This window comes from Mesobacillus jeotgali (assembly GCF_031759225.1).
Classification (GTDB): Bacteria; Bacillota; Bacilli; order Bacillales; family Cytobacillaceae; genus Mesobacillus; species Mesobacillus jeotgali_B.
In genome coordinates, this window is sequence record NZ_CP134494.1 from 3,471,808 (window position 1) to 3,484,847 (window position 13,040).

A 13,040-nucleotide genomic window follows, 5' to 3' on the forward strand; every position below is an offset into this window, starting at 1 on the left:
CGTGTTCGCTTCATTGAGATAACGGCTTGTGCCGATGCATCTTTACGCCTTTTAAAAGCGGTCCCGATGCCAACTCTGGAGGTGAACTTCGCTTGTCTGTTCCATAAAAATGCTTCCAGTCACCGGCATTTTCTCCCTGGATGGCCATCCTCAAGCTACTTTTCTCCGTCATCGTTTTTGAAATATTAATTTTGCTGTTTATTATATTATAATCTTGGCGCAGTATCAAATGGTTTTGAGAAAAAACGGGCCTATTTTGCTGTTTTCAAATAATATAGCAAGATACCTGCGGCAACTGCGACATTCAGGGACTCGCTTTGGCCATAGATTGGGATATAGAGGTTTTGCTTAGTTTTCGCCAGAAGCTCTTTGTTAACACCGCTTCCTTCATTCCCAACGAGGAGGGCGAATGCTTCGCTGCTGGATACCTCTGTATAAGCTACCCCATTTTCAAGGGCTGTTCCATAGACCGGGATGTTTTCAGCCTGAAGTTCATCGATCCACGCGGAAAGATCGCCACTTAAAACAGGCAAGTGGAAATGGCTTCCCTGCGCTGAACGCAATACTTTGGGATTATACATATCGACACTGCCTTTTCCGACAATGACTGCATCAATCCCGGCTGCATCGGCTGTCCTGATCATCGTACCGAGGTTGCCCGGATCCTGGACAGAATCGATCAGCAAATAGCTTTTCCCTTTTGTCAGTTTCTGCTTCAGCTGACGGCATACAGCAAATATCCCTTGAGTCGTTTCCGTATCAGCAAGCTGCCTGCTGATTTCATCCGTCACAACCGTCACAGGTATCGAGCCGTAATCGAGTCCTGGCGGCAACTCCGTTTTTTCACTTAGAATGATTTCTTCAACATCTTCTTTTTTCGTGAGTGCTTCTTCAACTAAGTGGAAGCCCTCGACAAGAAACAGACCGGTCTTGTCGCGTTCCTTGCGTGTCAGCAATTTCTTCCATTGTTTCACTTGCGGATTTTTATCAGATTGAATGTACTTCAACTCTGGCTCTCCTTTAATATGGCTTGTCAATTTTACTATTATAGCTCAAAACAGATACATAATAAAACCAAAATTGTGAAACCTATAAACAGTAATGGAAATTTGAAAGGAGTTTGAGCAAGGATGAACTTAAACCTTAGGAATGCTGTCATTTCAAATGTAGCAGGAAATTCACAGGATGAGCTGAAAGATACGATTGTCGATGCAATCCAGAATGGCGAGGAAAAGATGCTTCCAGGACTTGGAGTCCTGTTCGAAGTCATCTGGCAGAACGCATCTGAAGAAGAAAAGCAGGAAATGCTGAACGCATTGGAAGATGGATTGAAAGGTAAGCAATAATTAAGGAAGGACTCCTTTCATTGAGGAGTTCTTTTTTTGGGCTCTTTTTTAAAAATTATTGTTTTCTTAACCTATATTATAAAAATAAAGAAGAGGAAGCCGCTGGCTCCCTCTTTATTGCTTATTCAAAAGTGATTTTTTCAACTGTTTCTTTATCAAGACGCTTGATGACTTCTACGATCAGTTTTACAGCATTTTCGTAGTCGTCACGGTGAAGCATCGCTGCGTGTGAGTGGATGTAACGTGTTGCGATTGTGATGGACAGCGCTGGAACACCGCGGTGTGTCAGGTGGATAGCACCAGAATCCGTTCCACCGCCAGCTACTGCATCGAACTGATATGGAATGTTCAATTCATCAGCAAGGTCTGTGACAAAGTCACGAAGTCCTTTGTGTGACACCATTGATGCATCATAAATGATGATCTGTGGGCCGTCACCCATTTTGCTTAGTGCTTCTTTTTCCGTAACACCAGGAGTGTCGCCTGCAATTCCTACATCAACTCCGAAAGCGATGTCAGGCTCAATCATTTGTGCGGAAGTTTTCGCGCCGCGAAGGCCGACTTCTTCCTGAACTGTTCCAACGCCATATACGACGTTTGGATGTTCCGCATCTTTAAGGCCCTTAAGGACATCGATAGCGATCGCACAGCCGATTCGGTTATCCCATGCTTTAGCAAGAAGCATCTTTTCATTGTTCATGACAGTGAATTCGAAGTAAGGCACGACCATGTCGCCAGGAGTGACTCCCCATTCCTTTGCTTCGTCACGGCTTGAAGCACCGATATCAATGAACATGTCCTTGATATCCACTGGCTTTTTGCGTGCTTCTGCAGGAAGGATGTGAGGCGGTTTAGAACCGATGACCCCAGTGATTTCCCCTTTGCGGGTAACAATTGTCACGCGTTGTGCAAGCATGACCTGGCTCCACCATCCGCCGACTGTCTGGAAGCGGATGAATCCTTTGTCGTCGATGCTTGTCACCATGAAGCCAACTTCGTCTAGGTGGCCGGCAACCATGATTTTCGGTCCATTCTCATTGCCGACTTTCTTTGCAACCAGGCTGCCAAGGCCGTCCGTCGTTACTTCATCAGCGAATGGGGTTATGTATTTCTTCATTACTTCTCTAGGCTCACGCTCATTACCGGGAATGCCTTTGGCATCGGTCAAATCTTTGAGCATTGTTAATGTTTCATCTAATTTCGCCATTATTTCGACTCCCTTAATATGTAGTTTCGTAACCTATTATACTAGACATACAGGTTATTGTACAAAAAATTCTGCCTAATAGCCTTTTCGCTGCCTCTCATAATTTACTTCATTTTTCTTAATATATGCCTTTTCAATTTGATCATCGTTCAAACCAAGCAGCTGAGCGAGTTTAAGGTAGTTTTGGAATAATCGCAAGTAATCTTCTTTGCTGCGGCTGGTCCTGAATTTTTGTGCGTACTCGTAAATAGCAAGGAACTGCTTGGTAGCATCCAGCTCCTCCGATTGGCTTTGCGGGATTGTCTCCAGGTCCTGAAAACCGCACTCAATCCCTAAGGACAATATAAAATGGACTCCATCCACAAATTCCTCAAGGATGATGTCCTTCTCAGAGGCAGGCTTCACACTCCAAAACTTGAAACATCTCGTCTCGTTAGCAAGTTCGCCAATTTCAACAAGCAGTGCAAGGACCTTCCTGTCAAAAAGATCATCATGCTCTAAATTATGCTGAGATTCAATATGGCCATCCAGCGCTTTTTGCATTTTAAAAAGTGTTTGTGTATTCATTGTTCAACTCCACTAGTCATTTTAGCATTTTTACAGAATCCTGCTTCTAGATTCAGACAGGTATTTCTTGTTTACTCCCAACCTGTCTCAACTTGGTTAATCTTCTGACAGCTTTTCTCGTTTTCCCTCTCAAAGCTGTCTGAAGTTGGCTCTTCTTCTGACAGCTTTTCTCGTTTCTCCCTCAAACCTGTCTGAAGTTGGCTCTTCTTTTGACAACTTTTCTCGTTTCTCCCTCAAACCTGTCTGAAGTTGGCCCTTCTTCTGACAGCTTTTCTCGTTTCTCCCTCAAACCTGTCTGAAGTTGGCTCTTCTTTTGACAACTTTTCTCGTTTCTCCCTCAAACCTGTCTGAAGTTGGCTCTTCTTCTGACAGCTTTTCTCGTTTCTCCCTCAAACCTGTCTGAAGTTGGCCCTTCTTTTGACAGCTTTTCTCGTTTTCCTCTCAAAGCTGTCTGAAGTTGGCTCTTCTTCTGACAGCTTTTCTCGTTTTTCTCTCGAACCTGTCTGAAGTTCGCTCTTCTTCTGACAGCTTTTCTCGTTTCTCCCTCAAACCTGTCTGAAGTTGGCTCTTCTTCTGACAGCTTTTCTCGTTTCTCCCTCAAACCTGTCTGAAGTTGGCCCTTCTTTTGACAGCTTTTCTCGGTTTAATGCTCAACCTGTCTAAAGTTGGACCTACTTCTGACAGCTTTCTCTTGTTTTACAGTAAAGCTGTCAGAACTCCCCCCATTACTATATGTAAATCTTAGTTTTCACCATTTACTCCTTTAAGATTGATCAAACCTCGACCCACACTCATCCTCCACATAAAAAAAGTATAAAACAATTATAAATTTGTTGAAACTATTTGCAATCTCATCCGTAAATAAGGAAAGTTCGCATTGGAGGGGCAGTCATGATCCTGCTTTTACGTATTATTATCTTGCTTTTATTTATTTTTCTCATATACAGCGCTGTGAAATATTTATTCCATCCGAAAAGGAAGCTGGAGCATGCTCATGAGCAGAAGCGCTATTTCTTATTGGATGATCCAGACAATGTCCGGAAGAATTTCTTGTTAACATATAAGGGTGTTTTATTTGAAGGTGAAAAGTACTTAGGCACAACTCCGTCTGCTTTTGAGGTTGTTTCGATTTTCATCTGGCCTAAAAAGACCTCTGCTTTGAAAGGGCTTGTCCTCGAAGATTTTCAGTTCATTGAACGGAAAATCCGCGAGAGCTACCCGGTGGCTAAAATTGACTGGAAAAGCCCGATCAAGGAGTTCATGGCAAATCATGACGAGGACCAGGAGTTATAGATTAAAAGCGTCCGAACGATACCGGACGCTTTTTCTTATGCCTTCAAACTCATATAACTCTATGGTGTACTATCAAAAAACTCACGCCATTTAATAAAGGTAATTTTCTCTCGCAACAAATAGGCTAACAGCAGAAAGACACTTATCAAAATGAGACCTGTTACTGTGTCAAATTCACCGACATATTCGCCGAATATAGTATAAAAGATAACGAATGGTATATTCGTAAGGAATGAAGCAAACATAAAGTCTTTAAAACTACTTTTTCGCTCATAAACGCAAAAGCTCAGCAGCTGGTAATGAATCATCGGAACGAGCCTCAACAGTGCGACCTGGGCAACGGTCAAATCCCTGAAGCGCCCTACCAGCTTTTTTTTCAGCCTGCTCAACTTGTTCATCATCTCCGGAATCTGTTTCATGAGCATGTAAAATAAAATACTTGCTCCGGATAAGCCGAGCAGTGAATAGACGATGCCGGGAATCATCCCAAACATCAACCCTCCCGCAATACAGACGACTGCTGGCGGCACGAATACAAATTGGCGGAAAACATGGAACAAGATGAATATAACTGGTGCATACCAGCCACCAGCTTCAATCACGACCAGCAGCATTGACCACGCATCATCCATTCTTATCACCTGCCTGCGAGTCTCTGATGCTACTAGCATATAAAATCAACCAAGCTGTTATGCCAAAAGCTTAAATATATATGTAATTATACCAATCTCTATAATAGCCAGAACGGGCAGTCCATACTTGAACTGAGCATGCTTCGTCTTATGCCTGTAATGCTTCATCCCAGCCGCTGCACCGATTGCCCCTCCTAAAAAAGCAACATTCCATAATGTTTTTTCGCTTATTCGATAATGATTATGCCTTGCACGCTTTTTATCCATTCCCATGATGAAAAAGCCCACAAGATTCATGATGATGATCAACCCTGCTAAAATCCATATCCCCACATCTTCACGTCCTCTTTTTGTAGTATGGAATCATATAGCTTAAAAAAGAAAAAACCATCCTCCGGAGAGAATGGTCATCTTGATTACTTGTTGAATTGTTGCTTAGCTGTTTCAGCCAATTGAGCGAATGCTGCTGCATCGCTTACTGCTAGTTCAGCAAGCATCTTGCGGTTTACTTCGATACCTGCAAGCTTAAGGCCGTGCATCATACGGCTGTAAGAAAGACCGTTCATGCGAGCTGCTGCGTTGATACGAGCAATCCAAAGTTTGCGGAAGTCGCGCTTCTTCTGGCGACGGTCGCGGAATGCATACATTAGGGACTTCATAACCTGCTGGTTAGCAACTTTGTATAATGTATGTTTTGAACCGAAATAACCTTTTGCTAATTTGATGACTTTTTTACGACGCTTGCGCGTAACTGTACCGCCTTTTACACGTGGCATGTAATTTCCCTCCTATATAAATCGAGATTCCTCGAGTTTACTTAATGTTGTCAAGCATGTGACGAATACGTTTGAAATCGCCTTTTGAAACAATTGCAGATTTGCGAAGCTTACGCTTAGCTTTTGTAGACTTGTTAGCAAATAAGTGGCTAGTGTAAGCGTGTGAACGCTTAAGCTTGCCAGTTCCAGTTTTCTTGAAACGCTTGGCAGTGCCGCGGTGTGTTTTCATTTTTGGCATAGGGACTTCCTCCTCGTTACTTTTCAGTTTTAGGTGCTAGTACCAAGAACATGCTTCGGCCATCCATCTTTGGATGCGATTCGATTGTCGCTACATCTTTGCAAGCTTCAGAGAAGCGATCAAGAACACGCTGACCGATTTCCTTATGTGTAATAGCACGGCCTTTAAAACGGATTGATGCTTTAACTTTATCGCCTTTTTCCAGGAATTTGATAGCATTGCGCAACTTCGTGTTGAAGTCATGCTCATCAATTGTCGGGCTAAGACGTACTTCTTTTGTTGTGATGATCTTTTGGTTCTTACGTGCTTCTTTCTCTTTCTTTTGCTGTTCGAATTTGAATTTTCCGTAGTCCATGATTCGGCCTACAGGAGGCTTCGCGTTCGGAGCAACAAGCACAAGATCAAGATTGACGCGCGCTGCGATCTCAAGAGCCTCAGCTTTGGATTTGATTCCTAATTGCTCGCCGTTTTGATCGATCAGACGAATTTCGCGAGCACGAATTCCCTCGTTTAGTAACATCGCATCTTTGCTAATAATTAGCCACCTCCAGGGTTTTATCGAATACATTGTCAAGGAGAAGAAGTACATTGCAAGGACAAAGCCCTTATCTTGCTCACACAATGACATACGATATAGTCCAATTTTTATTTTGCAATAAAAAAAGTGCAGGCGACGACACCCACACTTACGGAAACAAAATAATTAGACGTTTACGTATTACCTGCCAACAGCTTAAACGCGTCAGCCAGGTGAGAAGCGGGTGCTTCTTCTTTCCTAAAACTTGTATTCAGTTCACTCTTGCTAATATAGCATAAAGAAATTGATGTGTCAAACGAATCACTTTCGTTAACTGCAACAAAAAGTATTTTATCAGATAGAAATACAGGCTGCAATACTTTTTTCAGGCAGAATTAAATTTATCTGCAAAAAGCATGTCGCGGAATCATAACCATATGATAAATTGTCACTGCCTAATTGCTTATTTCTTGCTATAATTATTGGTAGAAATAGACAAGAAAGCTGGTGTACAAATGTTGATCGCGATTATCATTACAGGTGTGATCACTGGACTGCTCGCTGGCACTGCATTGAAGTTTTTCAGGACTGGCTATGGTTTTTCAAATGATATTGACAATACGCCTGTTAACATAAAATCCTGCCGGAATTGCGGGGAAAGAATTCAGCGCAGCTATACAAAAAATCTGTGTCCAACGTGTTCCAAACCTATTGAATAATTCCATAAAAATAAGAGGAGCCATCTGGCTCCTCTTATTTTATATCCAGCTTAAGCGCCAGGATCTCGAAGCGCATCCGCTTTTCTTATTTCTTCGCTTCCTTCCTGAATGACTCCAGGAATTCATCAAAGGCAATTGTTTCGGATTTCTGTTCGCCGTATTTACGGACGTTTACTGCTTTGTCTGCGACTTCATTGTCACCAACAACAAGCATGTAAGGAACTTTCTGCATTTGCGCTTCACGGATCTTGTAGCCGATTTTTTCGTCACGGCCATCGATTTCAACACGGAAGCCTTCTGCTTTAAGCTTTTCTTTGATTTCTCTTGCATAGTCATAGTGGACTGCAGGTGAAACCGGGATGATTTGTGCCTGAACAGGAGCCAGCCATGTCGGGAACGCCCCTTTGTATTCTTCGATCAGGAAGGCAACAAAGCGTTCCATTGTCGATACAACACCGCGGTGGATGACGACAGGACGGTGGTGCTTTCCATCTTCACCGATATAAGTCAGGTCAAAGCGTTCAGGAAGCAAGAAGTCCAGCTGGACAGTTGATAGAGTCTCCTCTTTGCCAAGTGCAGTCTTGACCTGGACATCAAGCTTCGGTCCGTAGAATGCCGCTTCGCCTTCAGCTTCGAAGTAATCAAGACCCATTTCATCCATCGCTTCCTTAAGCATGGCTTGAGCCTTTTCCCACATCTGGTCATCATCGAAATATTTCTCTTTGTCCTCAGGATCGCGATAGGATAAACGGAACGAATAATCATTCATGTCAAAATCCTTGTAGACTTCAAGTACAAGCTCTACTACACGTTTGAACTCTTCCTTGATCTGGTCAGGGCGGACAAACAAGTGAGCATCGTTCAGAGTCATGCCGCGTACACGCTGCAAACCAGCCAATGCGCCTGACATTTCATAACGGTGCATTGTTCCAAGCTCGGCAATCCTGATCGGAAGCTCCCTGTAGCTGTGGATGCTGTTTTTGTACACCATCATATGGTGCGGACAGTTCATTGGCCTTAAAACGAGCTGTTCATTTTCCATTTCCATGACAGGGAACATATTTTCCTGATAGTGATCCCAGTGTCCGGAAGTTTTATAAAGGTCGACGCTTCCCATTACCGGAGTATAGACATGGTCATAACCCAGGCTGACTTCTTTATCGACGATATAGCGTTCGATGATGCGGCGGATTGTCGCACCTTTTGGAAGCCAAAGAGGAAGACCCTGGCCGACTTTTTGAGAGTTAGTGAATAAGTTAAGTTCCTTGCCAAGCTTGCGGTGGTCGCGTTCCTTCGCTTCTTCCAGCAGCCTCAAGTGCTCTTTCAGGTCTTCCTTCTTGAAGAAAGCAGTACCATAGATACGCTGGAGCATCTTATTATCGCTGTCGCCTCGCCAGTAAGCACCGGCAATGCTCAGCAGCTTGAATTCCTTCAGCTTTCCAGTTGATGGAACATGCACGCCGCGGCAAAGGTCAACAAAATCTCCCTGTTCATACAGAGTGACTTTTTCATCAGCCGGAATTGCATCGATCAGTTCAAGTTTATAAGGATCGCCGAGGTCTTTGAAAAATTTCACTGCCTCATCACGGCTTACTTCTTTACGGACAATCTCAATGTTCTCATTGATGATTTTCTTCATTTCCTTTTCGATTTCCGGCAAGTCTTCCGGAGATAAAGAATGTTCCATATCGATATCATAGTAGAAGCCGCCCTCGATTACTGGTCCTACTCCAAGATTGACATCTTTATAAAGTCGCTTGATTGCCTGTGCCATTAAGTGTGCAGAACTGTGGCGCAGGATTTCTAGGGCCTCAGGATGGTCTGGAGTGACGATTTCAATCGCTGCATCCTCTTCGATTGGTCTCTTGAGATCATATGGCTGACCATTGACCATACCGGCAATGGCTTTCTTCTTTAGGCCCGGGCTGATTGAGCTGGCGATATCTTCAGTTGTTGTGCCTGCCGGAAGCTCCTTCACTGCTCCATCTGGAAACGATATTTTTAACATGTCTGCCATTGGCTTTTCCTCCTTTTAAAATGTGGCGCGATTATTGGCGCAAAAATAAAAAAACCCGTCCCTGAAACAGGGACGAGTTTGATCACACGTGGTTCCACCCAATTCCCATTCATGCGCAAAATCACGCAGAAATGGCTCTGGTTGCGGTAACGGCTTCTGCCGCCAGCCAATACTTGCCAATAGGCGTTCACAGCTGGAGTTCAGAGGTGGTAAGCGTTTCTTTAGTGTTAGGAAGTTTTCAGCCTAGCCTTCCCTCTCTGCAAACCTTTCAAGAATGCCCATATCCTCATCATTACATTTACTATTGATTTAGTATGTACGTAATTATAGTTTGTAATGTTTTGAAAATCAAGTGGGCTATTGTATATTTTCACGATTCTCTTTAAAAAAGTTTGCTCTTTCATCTTGAAATGCAGTTATCGGATTGACTTTGACACGTTCTTCAAAAAGATTGATGATTGTCCGCACTAACGGCTGGTGGGGATCGTCAGTATACAAATAGATCGTTTCAGGTGCAATCGACAGCAACGGGGCAATCGTCCCTGAATCCACATAGACAGGGTGGTTGACAAGCAGCTTGCGGTCAATACTCCTGAACAACTCGCTTCGCTTCATTTCAGCGAATTGCTGATTGTAAAAGACCATATTCTCATCAATCACTAAATATAAATGGGACATCTGCGGTTTTCGATCATCAAGGAACCCCCTAAGTGTATGCAGGAAAACCTGGTACTCCTGTTCCATCTTATATTCATCAATCGCAATTTCCACCCATTTGGAAAGCTGTTCAGTATACGCCTTCAGCCTGAACATCACAAAGGAATCAAAAGAGAATGAAACTTTTTCATTAAAGATTTCATTGATGCAGCTCTGTATGATCCCTTGTTCCTCGACACCTTCCATGAAAGGAACGAGTTCTTTACGGTTGCCTTCGATGACGGAATAGATGATATCAAGGATATGATCCTGTTCTTCACTGTCACAATAAAAATAGGATTCTGCAAGGATTGCCCTAAGCCAGTCATCACGTTTCACCTTTAATATAAATTCATAAACACTCTTTTTGAGTAACGGCAATGTTTCCTTTTTATAAAACTCTTCTGGAATTAAAACTCTATTTCGATCTTCATTAAGAAGAATTGAATTCGTTTCTTGCCACGAAGCAAGCCTGGCAACTAAATGCTGATACAAATTCCAGGCATCCTGCTTTTTTTGGAAGATGATTTCAATCAACCATATCCCCCCTCTTAAATAATCCCTGATTATATATATGGGGGACTTGGACAATTTAGAAGTATCCATACGATGTATAAATGGTTATAAGTGCAAAAAAAATGCACCGCAGCTTGATTAGCCGCGGCACATTTTTATATTCTGCGATTCTTGCCTTCGACTTTTACCGGCTCAGCAAGATATTTAATTCGTTCCATGATCCTTGCCGCCTTCAATTGTTCTTCTTCTCCCCGCTGACTGTGCGTTAAATGATGCTCCAGTCCTTTAAGGTCAAAGTTAGAAGTAAAGAAAGTCGGAAGGTTCTCAAGCATCCTGAACTGCAGGATTGTTCCGAGGATTTCATCCCTTGCCCAGCTGCTCATCGTTTCTGCTCCGATGTCATCAAGCATAAGGACATTCGCCTTCTTGATCGCTTCCAGCTTGTCATTGACAGTATGGTCTCCAATTGCATTCTTCATTTCCCTGAAAAATTCCGGTACATAGACAATCAAGGAACTGATTTGTTTTTGTGCAAGTTCATTGGCGATTGCACCAAGCAAGTAGGACTTACCCGTGCCGAACGGTCCATGAAGGAACAAGCCCTTTTGCTTTTTGCCCGCCTCATAATTCTCAACAAAGTCCTTTGCCATTTTGATCGCTTTGAACCTTCCGGCGTCATCCAGCTCGATATCTCCGAACGATGCCTTCAGAATTTCCTTAGGCACAAAAATGCTATTGATCAGGCGTGCATTCTTTTGCTGCTCATCATGCATGACCTTCTTTTTGCAGCGGTCATATTTTATATCAATGAAGTTTCCTTTTATGAAAAGCTCCGGTTCATAACCCTTGATCATGTTCTTACAGCCTGCGAGGCTCTCGCAATCTTCACAGCCTTTGCTCTGGTTGGAGAACTCATACAGCTTTGACATACTGCCGTCGAGCATTTCCCGGGTGATATAATCCGCATTCTCATCCAGGAATTCCTTGATATGCTTATCCTGCATGACCTGCCTCTTAATCGCTTCATAGCGCTCCTGGAAGTTCTGGTTATTCGCCAGCTTCTTCAATGTTTCATTAATGTTTTGCAAAAGGATCACCTCCCAGATTTGAATTTCTTCAGTTCTTCTTCAAGCTTTTTCTTTTCTATTTCAAAATCAGGATCTGTATTTGAACCTGTTTGACCTTGAGGTTCACCCTCGTTCTTTTTCGCGAACCAATCCGGCAATACTTCTTTGCGGACTGGCTTTCTTTTTCCGGATGAAGAAGGAGATTTCTTGCCTTCTGCCCACTCCAGATACTGCTTGTGCTCGCTTTTAGCCAGCTGCATCGCATCCCTGACCGTCGAGATTTTTTTCCGTGACCAATGGCTGGCAATCTTTTCGATATAACCTTTTGTCAGCTTCATATCCGTCTTGAGCATAACATATTGAACTAAAACATTCACGACTCCCGGCAGCAGCTTTTGCTTGAACATAACCTCCTCGATGATCTGCAGATCCCCTTTTGATGGCTCGGCACCACCTGTAAGATCAATCAGCAGCTGGCGAGGGGATGTTTTTTCAAGATAAACGACCAATTTCTCTTCCTGCGTTTTCGGTTTGTCAATCCCGGCTTGATGCTGGAAAGGCTGTGTTCGATCCAGAAGTGCAGGAAGCTGGTCCTGGTGCTCAAATTGATACCAGTCACGGGCTGCCTTTCGCAATTCCTCAATATCGATTTCATTTTCAGCATTTACAGCTCCCAGGACAATATTCTTCATCTTGATGGCATCAATTCCATAAAGGAAGGCAAGATTGCTGATTGCTTCTTTAACCTTCGAGGTAAAAGCTTTTTTGGGGATAAGAGATTCCTGAAGCCCTCCCAGTAGTAAATCAAAGTTGAACTCAGCAGGATCGATCTGTATTTTGGAAGCTTCCTCCCTGCCGATAAAAACATTGCCTTCCTCCGCATCCAGGTCGGCAGCTGAATCCTCATTATGGATGAGTGCCCGTGGAGGTACAGACAGGAACACGTCCTGGAAAGCTTTTGTAATTTCCTCATATCCAGGCTCTGATCCAGCAGTTTTATCGCTGAAAAATCGCTTGAGCCGCAAAAACTGATTTTTGCCGACCTTGCGATATAAATAGACATTCAACATGCCATCAAGGAAGAATTGTTCAGGAGTCAGGGGCGGCTGCAATTCATAAATGAATGAACGCCCTCCCTCTTCATTTTTCATATAGGTCTTCAGCAATCCCATGCCTTCAAGCTTTTGGCGGGCATGGTAAATATCCTTCAGGTTCATATCCATGATTGTCATCAAATTATGGTGTGTGACAGGCTGGGACCAAAGCCGGTTCTCTTCCAATTCCGCCCATAAGGTCATATAAAGGCTTAAACAAGCTGGCCCAATCAAAGGCTGGTATAAGAAAGTAAGCACCTTGCGATCGTAGTCATGCAATAAGCCGCCGGACGCAACAATATATTGGTCCACAGGCAAAGTCTCTTGCCAATGCTGAGCCATCCTATTCCCTCCA

The 13,040-nt window shown here is 43.4% G+C and carries 16 protein-coding genes and 2 other annotated features (1 of these 18 running past the window's edge); of the genes, 3 read left to right on the forward strand and 13 right to left on the reverse strand.

From position 1 onward, the window contains the following. Positions 1-181, reverse strand: a binding site (T-box leader); it reaches 65 nt to the left of the window's first position. Positions 182-251: 70 nt separating this feature from the next. Next, complete coding sequence (locus RH061_RS17470; RefSeq protein ID WP_311072081.1) at positions 252-1,007, reverse strand: TrmH family RNA methyltransferase; 756 nt, start codon at positions 1,005-1,007, stop codon at positions 252-254. 123 nt (positions 1,008-1,130) lie between these two features. Between RH061_RS17470 and sspI the strand changes: the two genes are divergently transcribed. Beyond that, positions 1,131-1,346, forward strand: coding sequence for a small acid-soluble spore protein SspI (gene sspI / locus RH061_RS17475; RefSeq protein ID WP_023627056.1), 216 nt, complete (start codon positions 1,131-1,133; stop codon positions 1,344-1,346). Between the two features lie 121 nt (positions 1,347-1,467). On the opposite strand, the gene RH061_RS17480 is transcribed toward sspI, so the two are convergent. The 3 genes from RH061_RS17480 to RH061_RS17490 all read right to left on the reverse strand — a co-directional run bounded on the left by RH061_RS17480 (position 1,468) and on the right by RH061_RS17490 (position 3,721). Next, positions 1,468-2,553 (reverse strand): M42 family metallopeptidase, encoded by a 1,086-nt coding sequence (locus RH061_RS17480; RefSeq protein WP_311072082.1) that lies wholly within the window; start codon positions 2,551-2,553, stop codon positions 1,468-1,470. Positions 2,554-2,628: 75 nt separating this feature from the next. Next, the gene (locus tag RH061_RS17485) at positions 2,629-3,120 is read right to left on the reverse strand and encodes a dUTP diphosphatase (RefSeq protein WP_311072083.1); all 492 of its coding nucleotides are present in this window, start codon (positions 3,118-3,120) and stop codon (positions 2,629-2,631) included. Between the two features lie 337 nt (positions 3,121-3,457). Next, the gene (locus tag RH061_RS17490) at positions 3,458-3,721 is read right to left on the reverse strand and encodes a hypothetical protein (protein WP_311072085.1); all 264 of its coding nucleotides are present in this window, start codon (positions 3,719-3,721) and stop codon (positions 3,458-3,460) included. Between the two features lie 290 nt (positions 3,722-4,011). On the opposite strand from RH061_RS17490, the gene RH061_RS17495 reads away from it, so the two are divergent. Further along, the gene (locus RH061_RS17495) at positions 4,012-4,413 is read left to right on the forward strand and encodes a sigma-w pathway protein ysdB (protein WP_311072086.1); all 402 of its coding nucleotides are present in this window, start codon (positions 4,012-4,014) and stop codon (positions 4,411-4,413) included. Between the two features lie 59 nt (positions 4,414-4,472). Here the strand turns inward: RH061_RS17495 and RH061_RS17500 are convergent, their stop codons facing one another. The 5 genes from RH061_RS17500 to infC form a co-directional block, all read right to left on the reverse strand. Next, entirely contained in the window at positions 4,473-5,045 is a 573-nt protein-coding gene (locus RH061_RS17500) for a TVP38/TMEM64 family protein (RefSeq protein WP_311072088.1), read from the reverse strand. 57 nt (positions 5,046-5,102) lie between these two features. Beyond that, positions 5,103-5,378, reverse strand: a complete 276-nt coding sequence (locus tag RH061_RS17505; RefSeq protein ID WP_311072089.1) for a DUF1294 domain-containing protein — start codon at positions 5,376-5,378, stop codon at positions 5,103-5,105. 83 nt (positions 5,379-5,461) lie between these two features. Beyond that, a complete protein-coding gene (gene rplT, locus RH061_RS17510; protein ID WP_102263819.1) occupies positions 5,462-5,821 on the reverse strand; it encodes a 50S ribosomal protein L20 in 360 nt (119 codons plus the stop codon). 37 nt (positions 5,822-5,858) lie between these two features. After that, positions 5,859-6,059 carry a 50S ribosomal protein L35 gene (rpmI, locus tag RH061_RS17515; RefSeq protein ID WP_023627047.1) on the reverse strand — a complete coding sequence of 67 codons (201 nt, stop codon included), beginning with the start codon at positions 6,057-6,059 and terminating at the stop codon, positions 5,859-5,861. A 16-nt stretch (positions 6,060-6,075) separates the two neighbouring features. After that, complete coding sequence (gene infC / locus RH061_RS17520; protein WP_144477486.1) at positions 6,076-6,579, reverse strand: translation initiation factor IF-3; 504 nt, start codon at positions 6,577-6,579, stop codon at positions 6,076-6,078. 132 nt (positions 6,580-6,711) lie between these two features. Then, positions 6,712-6,838, reverse strand: a sequence feature (ribosomal protein L20 leader region). Positions 6,839-7,091: 253 nt separating this feature from the next. On the opposite strand from infC, the gene RH061_RS17525 reads away from it, so the two are divergent. Continuing rightward, positions 7,092-7,295 (forward strand): hypothetical protein, encoded by a 204-nt coding sequence (locus tag RH061_RS17525; protein WP_311072092.1) that lies wholly within the window; start codon positions 7,092-7,094, stop codon positions 7,293-7,295. Between the two features lie 85 nt (positions 7,296-7,380). Here the strand turns inward: RH061_RS17525 and thrS are convergent, their stop codons facing one another. The 4 genes from thrS to RH061_RS17545 all read right to left on the reverse strand — a co-directional run bounded on the left by thrS (position 7,381) and on the right by RH061_RS17545 (position 13,027). Next, entirely contained in the window at positions 7,381-9,312 is a 1,932-nt protein-coding gene (gene thrS, locus RH061_RS17530) for a threonine--tRNA ligase (RefSeq protein WP_311072093.1), read from the reverse strand. Between the two features lie 357 nt (positions 9,313-9,669). Then, a complete protein-coding gene (gene ytxC / locus RH061_RS17535) occupies positions 9,670-10,545 on the reverse strand; it encodes a sporulation protein YtxC (RefSeq protein WP_311072095.1) in 876 nt (291 codons plus the stop codon). A 134-nt stretch (positions 10,546-10,679) separates the two neighbouring features. Continuing rightward, the gene (gene dnaI / locus RH061_RS17540) at positions 10,680-11,612 is read right to left on the reverse strand and encodes a primosomal protein DnaI (RefSeq protein ID WP_311072096.1); all 933 of its coding nucleotides are present in this window, start codon (positions 11,610-11,612) and stop codon (positions 10,680-10,682) included. A gap of 5 nt (positions 11,613-11,617) precedes the next feature. Further along, positions 11,618-13,027, reverse strand: a complete 1,410-nt coding sequence (locus RH061_RS17545) for a replication initiation and membrane attachment family protein (RefSeq protein ID WP_311072097.1) — start codon at positions 13,025-13,027, stop codon at positions 11,618-11,620. Positions 13,028-13,040 lie beyond the last annotated feature (13 nt).